The following is a 17,118-nucleotide window of genomic DNA, read 5'->3' as shown; positions in this document are numbered from 1 at the left end:
ACTCGGCTCCACACGGGCGCGGGGAACGGTCGAGCCGGGCCCGTGGCACGGGGGCGGCATCCGAGACGGCATCGGCTGCGGTCTCCTCGGCACCGTCCACGGCCATGCGAGCTCCCTCCCGTCCGGACCGACGTCCCCTCCGGCGGTCCGATTCTGCCATGGCCTCGCAAGAGCGTCAGCGTCGTCGGCGGAGTGACGAGCTCAGGTGCTCGGGAAACGACGAATCCCGCCCCCACTGGGGACGGGATCCGGTGACTGTGGAGCTAAGGAGAATTGAACTCCTGACCTCTTGCATGCCATGCAAGCGCTCTACCAACTGAGCTATAGCCCCTCGTGTTCTTCGCGCTCCGCGCTGCGAACAAGAAGAACTTTAGCCTGGGACCTGCCGGAAAGTGAAATCGGCCTCCGGCAGGCCGCCGGCGGGGCTCAGTCGTCGTCGCCGAGGACCGGCTCGGGCAGCGTGCCGGCGTTGTGCTCCATGAGACGCCAGCCGCGCGCCCCCTCGCCGAGCACGGACCAGCAGCAGTTCGAGAGCCCGCCCAGGCTCTCCCAGTGGCGCGCGTCCAGGTCGAGCAGCCGGCCGATGGTGGTGCGGATGGTGCCGCCGTGGCTGACCACGACCAGCGTGCCGTCCGCGGGCAGCTTCTCGGCGTGTGCCAGGACCACCGGGGCGGCCCGGTCGGCCACCTCGGTCTCCAGCTCGCCGCCGCCCCGGCGCACCGGCTCGCCGCGCTTCCAGGCGGCGTACTGCTCGCCGAACCGCGCGGTGATCTCGTCGTGGGTCAGCCCCTGCCACTCCCCCGCGTACGTCTCGCGCAGGGCGGAGTCGTGCGCGACGGCGTGGCCGGTGAGCGCGGAGAGCTCGGCGGCCGTGGCCGCCGCCCGCTTGAGATCGGAGGAGACGATGGCGTCCGGCTTCAGCGCGGCGAGCAGACGGGCGGCCCGGCGCGCCTGGGCGACGCCGGTCTCGGTCAGCTCGATGTCCGTGGAGCCCTGGAAGCGGCGCTCCAGGTTCCAGGAGGTCTGGCCGTGGCGCCACAGCACGATGCGGCGGCCCGTGCCGCCCTTGCCGCTGGTCAGCTCAGCTCACCGTCCGCTCCGTCGGCGCCCATCAGGCGCGCGTGCTCCTGCGCCTTGCCGCGCGTCTTCTGAGCGTCCTCGGGCAGCGGAAGCTCGGGGCAGTCCTTCCACAGCCGCTCGAGGGCGTAGAAGACACGCTCCTCGCTGTGCTGGACGTGGATCACGATGTCGACGTAGTCGAGGAGGATCCAGCGGGCGTCGCGGTCGCCCTCGCGGCGCACCGGCTTGGCGCCGAGCTCCTTGAGGAGCCGCTCCTCGATCTCGTCGACGATCGACTTGACCTGGCGGTCGTTGGGCGCGGAGGCGAGCAGGAAGGCGTCGGTGATCGACAGCACGTCGCTGACGTCGTACGCGATGATGTCGTGCGCGAGCCGGTCGGCCGCCGCCTGGGCGGCGGTGCTGACAAGCTCGATGGAGCGGTCCGTGGCGGTCACAAGCAGGCTTTCGTCGGCGGTCAGAGACACCTCAAGGGTCTCATGTACCGCCGACGGCCCCGAAAAGGATTATCGGAGGGTCACCGTTTGCCGCCGGGGATCTTGTAATCCTGGCCCAGGACGACGGTGACCTCGGCGTTTCCGACGGGCTTGCCCTTGGTGACGGAGCCGGCCGGGAGGCCCAGGGTCTTGGCGACCTCCGAGGCGGTCGCCTTGTGGGCGTCGTCGCCGTAGACGACCTCGGACTTTTCCTCGGTACCGGTCCTGGTGCCGCCGACTACGGCGTAGCCGCCGTTGATCAGGACCACGCGGGCCGCCTCGGTGGCGTCCTCGCCGGTGGCGTCGCGGATCGCGACCCGGGTCGCCGCACCCTGCTCGGGGGCGCTGACCTTGCCGCCGAGGATGTCCTTGACCACGCTGTCGCCGGTGGCCTCGCTGAGCGAGCCGTCGGGCTCGACGGGCAGCAGGGCCGTCTTGTAGTCGCCGACCTTGGCGTGCTCGGCGAGCTTGGCGAGCGAGGCGCCGAGGTCCTTCTCGGGCAGGGACGGGTCGAGGATCTGGGCGAGGGTCTCGATGGTGACCGTGGCGGCCTCGGGGTCGTCGGACATCTTCCGCAACACCCCGTACAGGACCTGGCCGAAGCGCTGGAGCTGCTTGGCCTCGGCCTCGCCCGGCGCCCGGTAGGTGGCGTAGGCGACGGCGGCGCGGCCGTTGAGCGTCTGGTTCTCGCCCTTCTCGACCAGCGGTTCGGCGCCGGGCTTGTCGCCGGGCACGGTGGTGTCGGTGGTGATGTCGATGTTGCTGACGAGCTCGACCAGGTTCTCCAGGTACGGGGTGTCGAGCCGCCAGGTGCCGGTGATCTCGGCGCCGAGGAGGTTGCCGATCGCCTCACGGGTGCCGCTGGAGCCGTCGTCCTCGACGGACTTGGCGAGCGTGGTCGTGGCGCCCTCGTCGTCGGCGACGGCGAGCGAGTTGGGGAGCAGGACGGTGGTGCCCTGCTGGGTGGTGGTGTTGTCCACCAGGAGGGCGGTGGAGGTGCCGCCGCCCTTGGTGTTGTGGAGGTGGACGACGATCGTGTCCCGCTGCTGCGGTCCGGTGGCCGTGTTCTGCTTCTGCTCGCCGCCGCCCGTGAAGGGCAGCCGGCCGGCCGACCAGAGGTAGCCGACGCCGCCGACGACGGCGAGGGCGAGGACGACGACGAGGGCGACGACGCGGTTGCGGCCCTTGCGACGGGCCTCCTCGCGCCGCTCGGAGCGGCTCTCGGTGAACTTGAGCCAGTCGATGACGTCCTCGGAGTCCTCGTCCGGCTCCTCGATGAACGAGAACTGCTCGGTGCGGTACTCCCGCCCGTCGTCCTCCGGCGCGGGGCGCGGCCCGGGCACGGCGGCGGACGGCGCGGGCTCCGGAGCCGGCGCCGGAGCCGGCGGGGCGGGAGCGGGGGCGGGCTCGGTCTGTACGGCCCACTGCTGACCGGTGTCGTACTGCTGCTGGTAGTCGTACCCGGGCTGCTGCGGGGCGTACGGGTCGTACTGCGGCTGCTGGACGGGGTACTGGGGCGCCTGGGGCTGAGGGTGCTGCTGGGGCGCGGCCTGCGGCTGCTGGACGGGCTGCTGCCCGTAGGGGTCGTAGCCGTAGCCCTGGTCCTGGGGCCGGCCCTGCTGCTGACCGTAGGGGTCGTAGTGCTGCTGCGGGACCTGCTGCTGGTACACCGGCTGCCCGTACTCGTCGTAGCCGATGATCTGCGGCTGCGGATAGTACGGGTCGTACGGGTTCTGCTGGTCGTTCACCGGTGCCCCTCCCCGAGGCTCACTCGCCGCGGTACAACTGGCGCTTGTCGATGTAGCGCACCACACCGTCCGGGACCAAATACCAGACGGGATCGCCCTGCGCGACCCTTGCCCGGCAGTCGGTGGAGGAGATGGCGAGCGCGGGGACCTCGACCAGGGACACGCCGCCCTTGGGCAGGCCGTCGTCGGTGAGGTCGTGACCCGGTCGGGTGACGCCGATGAAATGGGCGAGCGCGAACAGTTCCTCGGCGTCGCGCCAGGTGAGGATCTGCGAGAGCGCGTCGGCGCCGGTGATGAAGAACAGGTCGGCGTCGCTGTTGAGGGAGCGCAGGTCCCGCAGCGTGTCGATGGTGTACGTCGGGCCGCCCCGGTCGATGTCGATGCGGCTGACGGAGAACTGCGGGTTGGACGCCGTGGCGATGACCGTCATCAGGTAGCGGTCCTCGGGCGCCGAGACGGCCTTGTGGCTCTTCTGCCACGGCTGCCCGGTCGGCACGAACACCACCTCGTCGAGGTGGAACAGGGCGGCCACCTCACTGGCGGCCACCAGGTGTCCGTGGTGGATCGGATCAAACGTTCCGCCCATCACGCCGAGGCGGCGCTTGCCGCGACCGCCAGTAGGCACTTCCTGCTCTCCCATGCGTGCAGAGCCTACTGGCACGGCGGCGGACGCCGGATCAGCGGCCTCGGGCTCAGCGGTCGCGGTTGAAGCGGGTGGTGATCCACAGCAGCAGGAGCAGGGCGGCGAGCGAGCCGAAACCGGTGAGGTACGGGTTGAGGCTGTCGTGGTTGCCGCCGTGCTCGGCGCCCTCGGAGGCGAGCGTGACCAGGTTGGCGGCGGTGGCGTGGAGGCTCATCTTCGGCAGGACCTTCGATCGGGGATGGGAGCGAGACTTCGCGCACATCGTATGCGGGAGGTCGCGGCCCGCTCACGCCGACTCAGGCGTTGGCGTCCCCGGGGCCGTCCGCGCGGCCGTCTCCGGTCTTCGTCGCGGGGTCGCCGGGGGCGCCCTGCGCGTCGTCGCCCGCGCCGTCGCGGTAGCCGCGCAGCAGGAACCAGGCGAGCAGCGCGGCGCCCACGATCGAGGCGAGGAGCACGATCCGGAGCGTGTCGCCCGGGCCCTGCGCACCCGTCGCGGCGAGCAGGGGGGTGACGGCGGCGGTCGCGGTGTCCGTCATGGCGCTGGTACTCCTCGCTTGTCCACAGTGCCCGAGTTATCCACAGGCTCGAGCACACGGTAGTCCCCTCCCCTAGGCTGGGTTGCGTCAGGGGGACGAGCACCGACTCGTACGAACAGGGGGCATCCATGACCGAGAACCACCAGGGGAATCTGCCCGGCAGGCAGCGCAAGCGCTTCCCGGAGATCTCCTCGCGGGCCTACGAGCACCCGGCCGACCGCTCGGCGCTGGTCGCGCTGCGCAAGCTGAGCGGCTTCGACACCGTCTTCAAGGCCCTGAGCGGCCTGCTGCCCGAGCGCAGCCTGCGACTGCTGTTCCTCTCCGACTCCGTGCGGGTGAGCGACGCGCAGTTCTCCCATCTCAACGACATGCTGCGCGACGCGTGTTACATCCTGGACCTGGAGAAGGTCCCGCCGATGTACGTCACGCAGGACCCGAAGCCGAACGCCATGTGCATCGGCCTGGACGAGCCGATCATCGTGGTCACCACGGGCCTGGTGGAGCTGCTCGACGAGGAGGAGATGCGGGCCGTCGTCGGCCACGAGGTGGGCCACGCGCTCTCGGGCCACTCCGTGTACCGGACGATCCTGCTGTTCCTCACGAATCTGGCCCTGAAGGTCGCCTGGATCCCGCTGGGGAACGTGGCGATCATGGCGATAGTGACGGCGCTGCGGGAGTGGTTCCGCAAGTCGGAGCTCTCGGCCGACCGGGCGGGCCTGCTGGTGGGCCAGGACGTGCAGGCGTCGATGCGCGGCCTGATGAAGATCGCGGGCGGCAACCACCTCCACGAGATGAACGTGGACGCCTTCCTCGCCCAGGCCGACGAGTACGAGAAGGGCGGCGACCTGCGCGACTCCGTGCTGAAGATCCTGAACGTGCTGCCGCGCTCGCACCCCTTCACCACCGTGCGCGCGGCCGAGCTGAAGAAGTGGTCGGAGACCCGCGACTACCAGCGGATCATGGACGGCCACTACCCGAAGCGCACGGAGGACGGGGACACCTCGGTGACCGACTCCTTCCGCGAGTCCGGCCGGCACTACGCGGAGTCGGTGCGCAGCAGCAAGGATCCGTTGATGAAGCTGGTCACCGACATAGCCGGTGGCGCCGGGGACCTCGCGGGCGATCTGGGCGGGAAGCTGTTCGGCCGCTTCGGCGGCGGCAACGGTGGTACGGGCACGGAGGCCGGCGGCGGCAAGGACTCCGGCCAGGGCTCCCAGGGCGCGCGGGGCGACGATGACCGCGGCGCCGGTGGTGACGGTGGTGGCGGGACCGGCGAGCGGGGTCAGAGCGAGGGCTGAGCGCCGGGTGCGAGCGTGCCGCAGAGCGCGGCGGTGGCTGGCCGGCCCGTGGCGTACGGGTCGGTGACCGCCGGCCGGCTCCGGTCGGCGGCCCGCTCGCCCGCGAGCAGCGGGCGCAGCGCGCCGGTGGTGTCGGCGTCGCAGGACTGCGGGCCGGCCCGGACGGTGCTGGTGAGCAGCTCGGCGCGGTGCATCCGCAGGTCCTCGCGGTCGAAGCGGAAGCGCAGCTCGCGGTGGACGGTGAACAGCGACGCCTGCGGGGCCGGGCCGCTGCCGGAGGTGGCGGGTCGGACGGCGTAGGTGAAGGTGTGGTCCGCCGTGACCTCCAGCAGGTCGGTGCTGACCTCCGCGAAGCGCAGGGTGCCCTGGACGCGGACGGAGGGGTCGGCGAGGGCGACCCGGTGCGGGTCGAAGCGGACCAGCCAGCCGGAGACGGCGTGCCGGCCGTCGTCGCGGGGCGCCTCGACGCTCCGGTCGAACTGCTCCTGCTGGTCCGGGTCGACGAGCAGGCGGGGCGGGCGGACGGTCGCGCCGGACAGGACCTCGGGGGCGAGGGAGGAGGCGACCAGGTAGTCCTTGGCGATGCCGAGGGCGGTGAGGACCTGGCTCTCGGAGAAGTGGCCGGTGCGTCCGGCCGGGGGGAGGCTGATGGCGGCGGCGCCGGTGCGCTGCTCGGCGGCGGGGCTGCGGGCGAGGAGCCGGCCCGGTTCCCCGCCCGGCACGGGGCCCTGGGGGGCGAGCCGGACCAGTGTGGTGCGCAGCGCTTCGGCCGGCTGGTCGACGGGGGGCTGGTAGGGGTTGCGGACACCGAGGTAGACGGCGGTGCCGAAGGCGAGCACGATCAGCAGGACCAGCATCATGGCCTGCCGGGAGCCGCCGCCGCGGGCCTCCCCGCCGGGGAGGGGGCGGACCGCCTGGGCGTGCTCGCCCATCCGCTCCTGGGCGGAGAACTCCTGGAGCCGGGCAGCACGGACGAACGCCTCGTCGAAGACGACGGATCGGTACTCGTCCTCACCGCCGGGGACCCCCTCGGGAGTCCCCTCAGGCGGGTCGCCACGCCCTGCCATACCTTCAGGGTAGGTCGGCGGGCGCCCCGGTAAACGCCCAGGTACACGACAACTTCGGAAGAATTCGGACGCCGTTGCGGCGAATGGGCGAGGGACCGGTCCGGGCCCCTCGGGGCCTGCGTCAGCGGGCGCCGGGGGCGGCGGGGACGACGGCCGCGGAGGGGGCGCCCCGGGGCTTGTCGACATCGGTGGTGGCCGGCGTCGGGATGCGGTCCTGGCGGTTGGCGGAGGCGCCCCGGTAGACGGCGCTGAAGGCGAGGGCGACCATGCCGACGCCCATCACCAGGGCGAGCACCCAGGCGACCGGGCGGTGCCAGCGGGCACTGCTCCGGTAGGGGCGCAGGGCGCCGCCGTGGGGGCCGTAGGGGCCGAAGTCGTCGTCGGCGCCGTCCGGGTCGTAGTCCTCGGGAAAACGGCCGGGGTCGTGGCCCTCGTCGTCGGCGAGACCGGCGACGGCCCGGGCGCGGGCGGCCTCGGCCTCGGCGCGGGCCTGGGCGGCGGCGAGCAACCGCTCGACGGCGGTCGGCTCGTGGACCTCGGCGGCCCGTACGAAGTCCTCGTCGAAGACCACGGTGGCGAAGTCCTCGTCGGCGCCTCCGCGGTCGACAGAGTCCTCGGGGTCTCCGCCGTCCTGAAACGGCCTGCCCCCCACGTCGTCCGGCACGGATTCAGAGTAGACCGGGAAGGGAGTTTTGGGCAGGGAGAGCGCGAACTGTCCCTGCCCTCGGCGGGCGGCCGAACGGAGGTCGCCGGTTACCGGACGTGACCGTCGCCGGTCACGATGTACTTGGTGGAGGTGAGCTCGGGAAGGCCCATGGGACCGCGGGCGTGCAGCTTCTGGGTGGAGATGCCGATCTCCGCGCCGAAGCCGAACTGTCCGCCGTCCGTGAAGCGGGTGGAGGCGTTGACGGCGACGGTGGTCGAGTCGACCAGTTGGGTGAAGCGGCGGGCCGCGGCCTGGGAGGTGGTGACGATGGCCTCGGTGTGGCCGGAGGACCAGAGCCGGATGTGCTCGACGGCCTTGTCGAGGGAGTCGACGACGGCGGCGGCGATGTCGTAGGAGAGGTACTCGGTCTCCCAGTCCTCCGGGGTGGCCGGGACGACGGTGGCCTTGCTGCCCTCGGCCCGGGCGAGGACCCGCTCGTCGGCGTGGACGGTGACGCCCGCCTCGGCCAGGGCGTCCAGGGCGCGCGGCAGGAAGGCGTCGGCGATGTCGCGGTGGACCAGGAGGGTCTCGGCGGCGTTGCAGACGCTGACCCGGTGGGCCTTGGAGTTGATCAGGATCTCGACGGCCATGTCGAGGTCGGCCTCGGCGTCGACGTAGACGTGGCAGTTGCCGGTGCCGGTCTCGATGACCGGGACGGTGGACTCCTCGACGACGGTCTTGATCAGCGAGGCGCCGCCGCGCGGGATGAGGACGTCGACGAGGCCGCGGGCGCGCATGAGCTCGCGGACCGAGTCGCGGGACTCGCCGGGGACGAGCTGGATGGCGTCGGCGGGCAGCCCGGCGCCTCCGACGGCGTCGCGCAGGACCTTCACCAGGGCGGTGTTGGAGGAGTACGCGGAGGACGAGCCGCGGAGCAGGACGGCGTTGCCGGACTTGAGGCAGAGGGCGGCGGCGTCGACGGTGACGTTGGGCCGGGCCTCGTAGATGATGCCGACGACACCGAGCGGGACGCGGATCTGGCGCAGGTCGATGCCGTTGGGGAGGGTGGAGCCGCGGACGACCTCGCCGACCGGGTCGGGCAGGGCGGCCACGTGCCGGACGTCGGCGGCGATGGCCCGCACCCGCTCGGGGGTGAGGGTGAGCCGGTCGATGATGGCCTCGCTGGTACCGGCCTCGCGGGCGCGGGCGATGTCCTCGGCGTTGGCCTCGACGATCTCGGCCGTGCGGACCTCCAGGGCGTCCGCGATCGCCAGCAGGGCGTCGTCCTTGGTCGCGCGCGGGAGTGGCGCGATTTCGGCGGCCGCGGCGCGGGCGCGGTAGGCGGCCTGGGCGACCGGGGACATGGTGTCGAAGGGCATGAACGAGGTCATGTCCGCAGGGTACTGGCACCTCTGCGGACATCCCTCACGTATCTCACCGCCGTCCCGCACTGCGAGACGTCCCGGGCGGGCATCCGTCGGGGCTTCCCCGGGGGCGTCCGGCGTGGACGTCCGTCGGGGACTCCCGTCGGTACGGGGGACGTCCGTCAGTACGGGTGGACGCCGACCGGGGCGGCCGGCGGCGGGCCGTAGCCCTCGGCGATGCGCTGGTGGTAGGTCTCGCGGTCGATGACCTCGAGGCCGACGATCTCCCAGGGCGGCAGCTTGGCGCTCTGCCGGTGTTCGCCCCACAGCCGCAGGGCGACGGCCGCGGCGTCGTGGAGGTCGCGGGCCTCCTCCCAGTAGCGGATCTCGGCGTGATCGTTGGCATAACGGCTGGTCAGCAGGAAGGGGTGGTCGTGGGCCAACTGCTCCAGAGCACGGCGCACCTCCTTCAGCGGGGCCTCCGCTCCGGAGACGCTGAGGGTGATGTGCCAGAGCTTGGACAGCTCCCGCTCGGGGCTCCCTCCGTCCGCCTGCTCGGGCAGGTCCTTCAGGTCCTGCTCGTATTCGTCGAAGTCGGCTCCGGCCTCGACGCTCGTCAGGGCGCGTTCGGCCGTCCCTCGGGGCGGTGCCCCTGGGCGCGCTCGTCTCACCGGCGGCCTCCTGTGTGATGCCTGTGCTGCGTGCTGCTGCATGCTGCTGCGTGTACTGCGCGTGTTGTCGTCCCCGCCCTCTCCGTGCCCCCAGAGAAAGTTGACCAGCCCGCGGCGGCGCATGGGGCGGTTTTGGTGAAGGTCCCTACCGGATGACCAGACTTTCAGCCGTTTCGGTTCACATGGGCACGGGGCACATGCGTGCGGTCACATCACGACGAGGTCGTCGCGGTGCACGACCTCGCGCTCGTACTCCGGGCCGAGTTCGCGCGCCAGGTCGTGGGTGGAGCGGCCGAGCAGCCGGGGGATCTCCTTGGCGTCGAAGTTGACCAGCCCGCGGGCGACGGCGCGGCCCTCGGTGTCCCGCAGCTCGACCGGGTCGCCGGCGGTGAACTCGCCCTCGACGGCGGCGATCCCGGCCGCGAGCAACGACTTCTTGCCCTCCACCACGGCCCGTACGGCGCCGTCGTCGAGGGTCAGCGCGCCCTGCGGGGTCGAGGCGTGGGCGAGCCACAGCAGCCGGTCGGCGGAGCGGCGGCCGGTGCGGTGGAAGTAGGTGCCGGTGTCGCGGCCGGCGAGGGCGTCGGCGGCGCGGCTGGCGGAGGTGAGGACGACGGGGATGCCGGCGGCGGCCGCGATCCGGGCCGCCTCGACCTTGGTGACCATGCCGCCGGTGCCGACGCCGGCCTTGCCGGCCGAGCCGATCTCGACGTGGGCGATGTCCTCGGGGCCGGTGACCTCGGCGATCCGCGAGGTGCCGGGCTTGGACGGGTCGCCGTCGTAGAGGCCGTCCACGTCGGAGAGGAGGACGAGCAGGTCGGCGCGGACGAGGTGGGCGACGAGGGCGGCCAGCCGGTCGTTGTCGCCGAAGCGGATCTCGTCCGTGGCGACGGTGTCGTTCTCGTTGACGACCGGCAGGGCGCCCATGGCGAGAAGCTGGTCGAGGGTCCGGTAGGCGTTGCGGTAGTGGGCGCGGCGGCTGGTGTCGTCCGTGGTGAGGAGGACCTGGCCGACGCGGACGCCGTACCGGGCGAAGGAGGCGGTGTAGCGGGCGACCAGCAGGCCCTGGCCGACGCTGGCGGCGGCCTGCTGCCGGGCCAGGTCCTTCGGGCGGCGGGTGAGGCCGAGCGGGGCGAGGCCGGCGGCGATGGCGCCGGAGGAGACCAGGACGATCTCCTTCTCGCCGCCGCTGCGGACCTTGGCGAGGACGTCCACGAGGGCGTCCACGCGGTCGGCGTCGAGGCCGCCGGAGGCGGTGGTCAGCGACGAGGAGCCGACTTTCACGACGATCCTGCGGGCTTCCGTCACGTACTGCCTGGCCTCTGTCACCTGCGTCGTCCTCGCCGTCGTACTCGTGCTCTCGCTCGGCAGGCAATCTACGCGAGCGGGGACGGGCGGCGCCCGCCTATTCCGTCGGCTGGACAGCGCTCGCGGTGTGCGCCTCCCAGGCCGAGGCGATCATGGAACGGACGTCGTGGCGGGCCTTCCAGCCCAGCTCGGCGGCGATCCGTTCGCAGGAGGCGACCACCTTCGCCGGGTCGCCGGGGCGCCGGGCGACGACCTCGGGCTCGACGGTCCGGCCGGTGACCTCGCGGACCAGGTCGATCATCTCCCGTACCGAGACGCCCTCGCCGCGGCCGATGTTGAGGGTGAGGTCGCGGAACTCCCCCTCGGCGGCGAGCTCGGTGAGCCGGCGCGCGGCGGCCAGATGGGCGTCGGCGAGATCGGCGACGTGGATGTAGTCGCGGACGCAGGTGCCGTCGGGGGTCGCGTAGTCGTCACCGAAGATCAGGGGCGGGCGGCCCTCGTCGAGCCGCTGGAAGACCATCGGTACGAGGTTGAAGACACCGGTGTCGGCGAGTTCGGGCGCGGCGGTGCCGGCCACGTTGAAGTAGCGCAGGCAGGCGGTGGCCATGCCGTGGGCGCGGCCGGTGGAGCGGACCATCCACTCGCCCGCGACCTTCGTCTCGCCGTACGGGCTGAGCGGCGCGCACGGGGTGTCCTCGGTCACCAGGTCGGTGTCCGGCATGCCGTACACCGAGGCGGAGGAGGAGAAGACGAAGCTGTCGACGCCGGCCGCGGCGGCCGCTTCGAGCAGGACCTGGAGGCCGCTGACGTTCTCGCGGTAATAGAGGAGCGGACGCTCGACGGACTCGCCGACGGCCTTCTTCGCGGCGAGGTGGACGATCCCGCGGACCGCGTGCTCGCGCAGCACCCGGTCGAGGAAGGGCCGGTCCAGCACGCTGCCGCGCTCCAGCGGCACGCCGGCCGGGACCCTGGCCGGGTCGCCGGTGGAGAGGTCGTCGAGGACGACCACCCGCTCACCGGCCTCGGCCATGGACTGGACGACATGGGAACCGATGTAGCCGGCGCCGCCGGTGATGAGCCACGTCATTCGGGCAGCCTAACGCGAACGGCGCGGAGCGAGACGAAGCGACGGCCGTGGACGCCCCGGGCCCCCGGCCCGCCCGGCCGCCCGGCCGCGAGCCCCGCCCCGCGCACGGCCCGCCGGCCGCGACCCGAGCCCCCGCGCCCGCGCCCGCCCCACGACGACGGCCCGGCGCCCCCACACGGGAACGCCGGGCCGTCGTCCGGGACGCGGGTGCCGTCAGGCGCGTCGCTCCGCCAGGGAGCGGCGGAAGGCCACGCACTCGTCGTACACCGGGAGGATGCCCGCCTCGCGGGCCTGGGCGAGGGTCGGGCCCTGGGCGTCCTTCGGGGAGAGTTCGGGCTCGCCGTCGACGGGCCACTCGATGCCGATCTCCGGGTCGAGCGGGTACACGGTGCGCTCGCGCTGCGGCGCGTACCCCTCGGAGCAGAGGTAGGTGACGGTGGCGTCGTCGGTGAGGGCGCAGAAGCCGTGGCCGAGGCCCTCGGAGAGGTAGACCGCGTTGCGCTCCCGGTCGTCGAGGCGCACGGCCTCCCAGCGGCCGAAGGTCGGCGAGCCGACCCGTACGTCGACGATGATGTCGAGCACGGCGCCGCGCACACAGGTCACGTACTTGGCCTGGCCGGGCGGGACGTCGGCGAAGTGGATGCCGCGCACGACCCCGGCGGCGGACACCGAGAGGTTGCCCTGCTTCAGGCCGAGCGGGTGCCCGACGGCCTCGGCCAGCACGTCGGCCTTGTACCACTCCAGGAACAGGCCGCGTGCGTCACCGTGCTGCTGCGGGACGAACTCCCAGGCACCCTCGATGCCCAGCGGGTTGACCTTCATGGGACCGATCGTTCCTCTCTCAGACCTGCTCGGCCTCGTACGCGAGCAGGTTCAGCAGGTAGTCGCCGTAGCCGCTCTTGGTCAGCGGCTCGGCGAGGGCGCGCAGCCGCGCGTCGTCGATGAAGCCGGCGCGCCAGGCGGCCTCCTCCAGGCAGCCGATCTTCATGCCCTGGCGCTCCTCGACCACGCGGACGTACTCGGATGCCTGCACGAGGGACTGGAAGGTGCCGGTGTCGAGCCAGACGGTGCCGCGGTCGAGGACCGAGACCTGGAGCTCGCCGCGGTCGAGGTAGTACTTGTTGACGTCGGTGATCTCCAGCTCGCCGCGGCCGCTGGGCTTCAGGCCCTTGGCGATCTCGACGACCCGGCTGTCGTAGAAGTAGAGGCCCGGCACCGCGTAGCGGGACTTGGGCTGCTTCGGCTTCTCCTCGATGGAGCGGGCGCGGCCCTGCTCGTCGAAGTCGACGACGCCGTAGGCGGTGGGGTCGGAGACGGCGTGGGCGAAGACGACGCCGCCCTCGGGCTCGCGGTACTTGGCGAGCTGCCGGCCGAGGCCGACGCCGTGGAAGATGTTGTCGCCGAGGATCAGCGCGACGGGCTCGTCGCCGATGAATTCCTCACCGATGACGAATGCCTCGGCAATTCCGTTCGGGTGCTCCTGAGTGGCGAACCGGATGTCGAGTCCGAAATCGGACCCGTCGCCCAGAAGCCGCTCGAACTGCGGACGCTCCTCGGGACCCGTGATGATCAGAATCTCCCGGAGACCCGCCATCACGAGGGTCGACAGGGGGTAATAGATCATCGGCTTGTCGAAGACCGGCATCAACTGCTTCGACACGGCCCGGGTGATCGGCCACAGTCGGGAGCCGGTACCACCGGCGAGCAAAATTCCACGCATGGGCACGCAGCCTACGGCAGCCCCGTGGGGCCGGTGGCCACCGCCGCCGGGGAGCGGCCGGGCGAGTGTGGTGAGAACGGTCACGGACGGCCGGACGAACGACGTGCGAACGGACGGCGGAACGGGTGCCCATAGAATGGGGCCCCTTATGAGGATTCTCGTCACCGGCGGCGCCGGGTTCATCGGTTCACAGTTCGTGCGGGCAATGCTCTCCGGAGAGCTGCCTTCGGGCGAGGGTGCCCAGGTCACCGTCCTGGACAACCTCACCTATTCGGGCAACGAGGCCAATCTCGCCCCGGTGGCGGACCGGCCCGGCTACACCTTCGTGCACGGCGACATCCGTGACTACGCGACGGTCGACGACGTCATGCGCGGGCAGGACGCGGTCGTGCACTTCGCCGCCGAGTCCCACGTGGACCGCTCGATCCTCGACGCCTCGCCGTTCGTGACGACGAACGTCCTCGGCACCCAGGTCCTCCTGGACGCCGCCAAGCGCCACGGCGTCGGCCGCTTCGTGCACGTCTCCACCGACGAGGTCTACGGCTCCATCGCCGAGGGCTCCTGGACCGAGGACTGGCCGCTCGCGCCGAACTCCCCGTACTCGGCCTCGAAGGCCGGCTCGGACCTGCTGGCCCTCTCGTACCACCGCACCCACGGCATGGACGTCGTGGTGACGCGCTGCTCGAACAACTACGGCCAGTACCACTTCCCCGAGAAGATGATCCCGCTGTTCACCACGAACCTGCTGGACGGGAAGAAGGTGCCGCTGTACGGCGAGGGCCTGAACGTGCGCGACTGGCTGCACGTCTCGGACCACTGCCGGGGCATCGAGATGGTGCTGCGCGGCGGCCGCGCCGGTGAGGTCTACCACATCGGCGGCGGCACCGAGGTCACCAACAAGGAGCTCACCGGTCTGCTCCTCGACGCCTGCGGCGCCGGCTGGGACATGGTCGAGCACGTCGAGGACCGCAAGGGCCACGACCTGCGCTACTCCCTCTCCATCGACAAGATCCGCGAGGAGCTGGGCTACACCCCGCTCGTCACCTTCGAGCAGGGCCTCGCCGACACCGTCCAGTGGTACCGCGACAACCGCGCCTGGTGGGAGCCGCTCAAGGCGAAGGCGGCGCTGTCCGCATGAGCACCGAGCAGCACACCGGCGCCCCGTCCCCGCGGACCCGCTGGCTGATCACCGGCGCGGCCGGCATGCTCGGCCGTGACCTCGCCGAGGTCCTGACCGAGGCCGGCGCGGACGTCACCGCGCTGACCCGCAAGGACCTCGACATCACCGACGCCGAGGCCGTGCGCGCCGCCGTCGCCGGCCACGACGTGGTCGTCAACGCGGCCGCCTGGACCGACGTCGACGGCGCCGAGACCGAGGAGGCGGCGGCCACCCGGATCAACGGGGACGGCCCGCGCGCCCTCGCGGCGGCCTGTGCCGACAGCGGCGCCGTGCTGCTCCAGATCTCCACCGACTACGTCTTCCCGGGCGACGCCACCGAGCCGTACCCGCACGACGCCCCCACCTCTCCGGTGAACGCCTACGGTCGCGGCAAGCTGGCCGGCGAGCGGGCGGTCGCCGAGCTGCTGCCCGAGCGCGGCTATGTGGTGCGCACGGCGTGGCTGTACGGCGCCCACGGCCGGAACTTCGTGTCGACCATGCTGGGCCTGGCCGAGCAGCGCGAGACCCTCGACGTCGTCGACGACCAGCGCGGTCAGCCGACCTGGACCCGTGCGCTGGCCCGCCAGCTCCGGGACCTGGGCGAGGCGGCCGTCGCGGGCCGGGCCCCGGCCGGCGTCTACCACGGCACGGCCTCGGACACGGCGACCTGGTTCGACCTGGCCCGGGCTGCCTTCGAGCTGACCGGTCTGGACCCGGAGCGGGTGCGGCCGACCACGTCGGAGAAGTTCACGCGTCCCGCCCGTCGCCCCTCCTACAGTGTGCTCGCGCACGAGCGGTGGGCCGAGGCGGGCGTGGCGGTGCAGCCGCACTGGCGCGAGCAGCTCGCCGAGGCCCTGCGGGTCATGGCCCCGGGAACCCCCGCGCACGCGGCCCCCGGCCAGGAGACCCCCGCCCCGGACCCCACCTCCCCCGGCGGACGGTCCGGCGCGTGACCCTGCTCGACCGCATCACCACGGTCCTGCCCCGCGGGACCGCCGTCGTGGGCGTCGGCACCGCCCTGCTCGGCGGCGCCAACTACGTGCATCTCGCGGCGGCGGGCCACTCGCTGTCCGTGGACGACATGGCGAGCTTCTCCGTCCTGTGGACCATCGTCGCGTCCGTCGGGCTCGGCCTGTTCTTCCCGGTCGAGCAGGAGGTCACCCGCATGGTGGCCGCACGGGTGGTGGCCGGCGACGGCTCGCTGCCCGTGCTGCGGCGCGGCGCGGTCCTCGCCGGCGGGCTGCTCGCGGTCGTCCTGGTGCCGCTCGCGGTGTTCGCGCGTCCGCTCGCCGACCTCTTCTTCCACGGCGACCGGGCTTTGGTCCTCGCGCTCGGCGGCGCCTTCGCGGCCCTCGCGCTGGCCCACCTCACGCGCGGCATGCTGGCCGGCCTCGGCCGCTTCGAGGCGTACGGACTCCAGCTCGGCCTGGACGGCCTGCTGCGGATCGTGCTGTCCGCCGCCCTGGCGCTCACCGGCGCCGACTCGGCGTTCCTGTTCGCCGCCGTGATGACCGTGGCGCCGCTGATCGCCGTCCTGGCGACCCTGTCGCCGGCGCTGCGCGGCGCGCGGTCCGGATCGACGGCGCAGTGGCGGCAGCTCATCGAGCACCTGGGGCTGCTCGTCGGTTCCACCCTGCTGGCGCAGGTGCTGGTGAACGTCGCGGTGGTCAGCACCAAGCTCATCGCCACGGACGACAGCGCCCTGGTCGCGGCCCTGCTGTCGGCGCTGGTCCTGGCGCGGGTGCCGCTGTTCGCGTTCGGCGCCTTCCAGGCGTCGCTGCTCGCCGGGCTGTCGACCGCTCAGGCCGAGGGCGACGCCGGCGGCTACCGACGGTTGCTGCTGCGGGCCTGTGCGATGACGGCGGGTCTGGGCGCGGCCTTCGGTGTCGGAGCCGTCGCGCTCGGCCCGCTGCTGCTGCCGGTGCTGTTCAACTCTCCCGACGTGCTCGGGCCGCTGGACTTCGTGTGGCTCTCGCTCGGCACGACCCTGTACATGCTGGCCATGGTGCTCGGTCAGGCGCTGCTCACCAGCGGTGCCGTACGGCAGCAGCTCATGGCCTGGATCGTGGGTACGGCCGCGCTCGTGGCCGTCACTCTGAGTCCGCTGGAGCTGCGCGGCAGGGTCGAGATCGCCTATGCCGTGGGGTCACTCGTCGTGGTCACCGTCATGATGCTCGTTCTTCGCTCTCGTGTAGGCTACCGTTCGGTGCACTCATAGGAATGATCTCCATTCCCTCACTCTCCGTGAACGACAGACGGACAGTGGGATGCCGCCGTACGGCGCCCTCCGCCCCCATCTTTGGAAGTAGACAGGCCGT

Annotated in this window: 18 protein-coding genes and 1 tRNA gene; 4 read left to right on the top strand and 15 right to left on the bottom strand. The window is 72.2% G+C overall.

Annotated features, from left to right (window positions below; genetic code table 11):
* Nucleotides 1-258: 258 nt before the first annotated feature.
* The 7 genes from ABZ135_RS20445 to ABZ135_RS20415 form a co-directional block, all read right to left on the bottom strand.
* A tRNA-Ala gene (locus ABZ135_RS20445) sits at nucleotides 259-331 on the bottom strand.
* 95 nt (nucleotides 332-426) lie between these two features.
* Nucleotides 427-1,080, bottom strand: a complete 654-nt coding sequence (locus ABZ135_RS20440; RefSeq protein WP_356697711.1) for a histidine phosphatase family protein — start codon at nucleotides 1,078-1,080, stop codon at nucleotides 427-429.
* The gene (rsfS, locus tag ABZ135_RS20435) at nucleotides 1,077-1,514 is read right to left on the bottom strand and encodes a ribosome silencing factor (protein ID WP_356697710.1); all 438 of its coding nucleotides are present in this window, start codon (nucleotides 1,512-1,514) and stop codon (nucleotides 1,077-1,079) included. The genes ABZ135_RS20440 and rsfS overlap by 4 nt, the downstream gene beginning before the upstream one ends.
* Before the next feature lie 80 nt (nucleotides 1,515-1,594).
* The gene (locus ABZ135_RS20430) at nucleotides 1,595-3,301 is read right to left on the bottom strand and encodes an LCP family protein (RefSeq protein WP_356697626.1); all 1,707 of its coding nucleotides are present in this window, start codon (nucleotides 3,299-3,301) and stop codon (nucleotides 1,595-1,597) included.
* Nucleotides 3,302-3,320: 19 nt separating this feature from the next.
* Nucleotides 3,321-3,941, bottom strand: a complete 621-nt coding sequence (gene nadD / locus ABZ135_RS20425; protein ID WP_356697625.1) for a nicotinate-nucleotide adenylyltransferase — start codon at nucleotides 3,939-3,941, stop codon at nucleotides 3,321-3,323.
* Between the two features lie 52 nt (nucleotides 3,942-3,993).
* On the bottom strand, nucleotides 3,994-4,158 hold the full coding sequence (locus tag ABZ135_RS20420; RefSeq protein ID WP_356697624.1) for a hypothetical protein: 165 nt from the start codon (nucleotides 4,156-4,158) through the stop codon (nucleotides 3,994-3,996).
* A gap of 82 nt (nucleotides 4,159-4,240) precedes the next feature.
* On the bottom strand, nucleotides 4,241-4,480 hold the full coding sequence (locus tag ABZ135_RS20415) for a hypothetical protein (RefSeq protein WP_356697715.1): 240 nt from the start codon (nucleotides 4,478-4,480) through the stop codon (nucleotides 4,241-4,243).
* Between the two features lie 128 nt (nucleotides 4,481-4,608).
* Here ABZ135_RS20415 and ABZ135_RS20410 point away from each other — a divergent pair, with 128 nt between their 5' ends.
* A complete protein-coding gene (locus ABZ135_RS20410) occupies nucleotides 4,609-5,778 on the top strand; it encodes a M48 family metallopeptidase (protein WP_356697623.1) in 1,170 nt (389 codons plus the stop codon).
* Here the strand turns inward: ABZ135_RS20410 and ABZ135_RS20405 are convergent.
* The 8 genes from ABZ135_RS20405 to rfbA form a co-directional block, all read right to left on the bottom strand.
* The gene (locus tag ABZ135_RS20405) at nucleotides 5,763-6,845 is read right to left on the bottom strand and encodes a hypothetical protein (protein WP_356697622.1); all 1,083 of its coding nucleotides are present in this window, start codon (nucleotides 6,843-6,845) and stop codon (nucleotides 5,763-5,765) included. The genes ABZ135_RS20410 and ABZ135_RS20405 overlap by 16 nt on opposite strands.
* A gap of 121 nt (nucleotides 6,846-6,966) precedes the next feature.
* Nucleotides 6,967-7,509 carry a hypothetical protein gene (locus ABZ135_RS20400; RefSeq protein ID WP_356697621.1) on the bottom strand — a complete coding sequence of 181 codons (543 nt, stop codon included), beginning with the start codon at nucleotides 7,507-7,509 and terminating at the stop codon, nucleotides 6,967-6,969.
* A gap of 89 nt (nucleotides 7,510-7,598) precedes the next feature.
* Nucleotides 7,599-8,882 carry a glutamate-5-semialdehyde dehydrogenase gene (locus tag ABZ135_RS20395; RefSeq protein ID WP_356697620.1) on the bottom strand — a complete coding sequence of 428 codons (1,284 nt, stop codon included), beginning with the start codon at nucleotides 8,880-8,882 and terminating at the stop codon, nucleotides 7,599-7,601.
* A gap of 155 nt (nucleotides 8,883-9,037) precedes the next feature.
* Entirely contained in the window at nucleotides 9,038-9,526 is a 489-nt protein-coding gene (locus tag ABZ135_RS20390; protein ID WP_356697619.1) for a hypothetical protein, read from the bottom strand.
* A 207-nt stretch (nucleotides 9,527-9,733) separates the two neighbouring features.
* Nucleotides 9,734-10,855 (bottom strand): glutamate 5-kinase, encoded by a 1,122-nt coding sequence (gene proB, locus ABZ135_RS20385; RefSeq protein WP_356697618.1) that lies wholly within the window; start codon nucleotides 10,853-10,855, stop codon nucleotides 9,734-9,736.
* A gap of 76 nt (nucleotides 10,856-10,931) precedes the next feature.
* Entirely contained in the window at nucleotides 10,932-11,921 is a 990-nt protein-coding gene (galE, locus tag ABZ135_RS20380) for a UDP-glucose 4-epimerase GalE (RefSeq protein WP_356697617.1), read from the bottom strand.
* A 213-nt stretch (nucleotides 11,922-12,134) separates the two neighbouring features.
* On the bottom strand, nucleotides 12,135-12,743 hold the full coding sequence (gene rfbC / locus ABZ135_RS20375; RefSeq protein ID WP_356697616.1) for a dTDP-4-dehydrorhamnose 3,5-epimerase: 609 nt from the start codon (nucleotides 12,741-12,743) through the stop codon (nucleotides 12,135-12,137).
* Between the two features lie 19 nt (nucleotides 12,744-12,762).
* Nucleotides 12,763-13,641, bottom strand: a complete 879-nt coding sequence (gene rfbA, locus ABZ135_RS20370; protein ID WP_356697615.1) for a glucose-1-phosphate thymidylyltransferase RfbA — start codon at nucleotides 13,639-13,641, stop codon at nucleotides 12,763-12,765.
* A 148-nt stretch (nucleotides 13,642-13,789) separates the two neighbouring features.
* Here rfbA and rfbB point away from each other — a divergent pair, with 148 nt between their 5' ends.
* From rfbB to ABZ135_RS20355, 3 genes are read left to right on the top strand one after another with little or no spacing between them, the layout of a single operon-like run.
* On the top strand, nucleotides 13,790-14,779 hold the full coding sequence (gene rfbB, locus ABZ135_RS20365; protein WP_356697614.1) for a dTDP-glucose 4,6-dehydratase: 990 nt from the start codon (nucleotides 13,790-13,792) through the stop codon (nucleotides 14,777-14,779).
* Nucleotides 14,776-15,753 carry a dTDP-4-dehydrorhamnose reductase gene (rfbD, locus tag ABZ135_RS20360; protein WP_356697613.1) on the top strand — a complete coding sequence of 326 codons (978 nt, stop codon included), beginning with the start codon at nucleotides 14,776-14,778 and terminating at the stop codon, nucleotides 15,751-15,753. The genes rfbB and rfbD overlap by 4 nt, the downstream gene beginning before the upstream one ends.
* Nucleotides 15,750-17,018: a hypothetical protein gene (locus tag ABZ135_RS20355; protein WP_356697612.1), complete on the top strand. Its 1,269-nt coding sequence runs from the start codon at nucleotides 15,750-15,752 to the stop codon at nucleotides 17,016-17,018. The genes rfbD and ABZ135_RS20355 overlap by 4 nt, the downstream gene beginning before the upstream one ends.
* Nucleotides 17,019-17,118: the final 100 nt, after the last annotated feature.

The sequence above is a fragment of the Streptomyces sp. NPDC006339 genome (assembly GCF_040612775.1).
In the GTDB taxonomy this organism is placed as follows: Bacteria; Actinomycetota; Actinomycetes; order Streptomycetales; family Streptomycetaceae; genus Streptomyces.
Note: the sequence above shows the minus strand (reverse complement) of the source record. Positions and strands in the feature narration are given on the sequence as shown.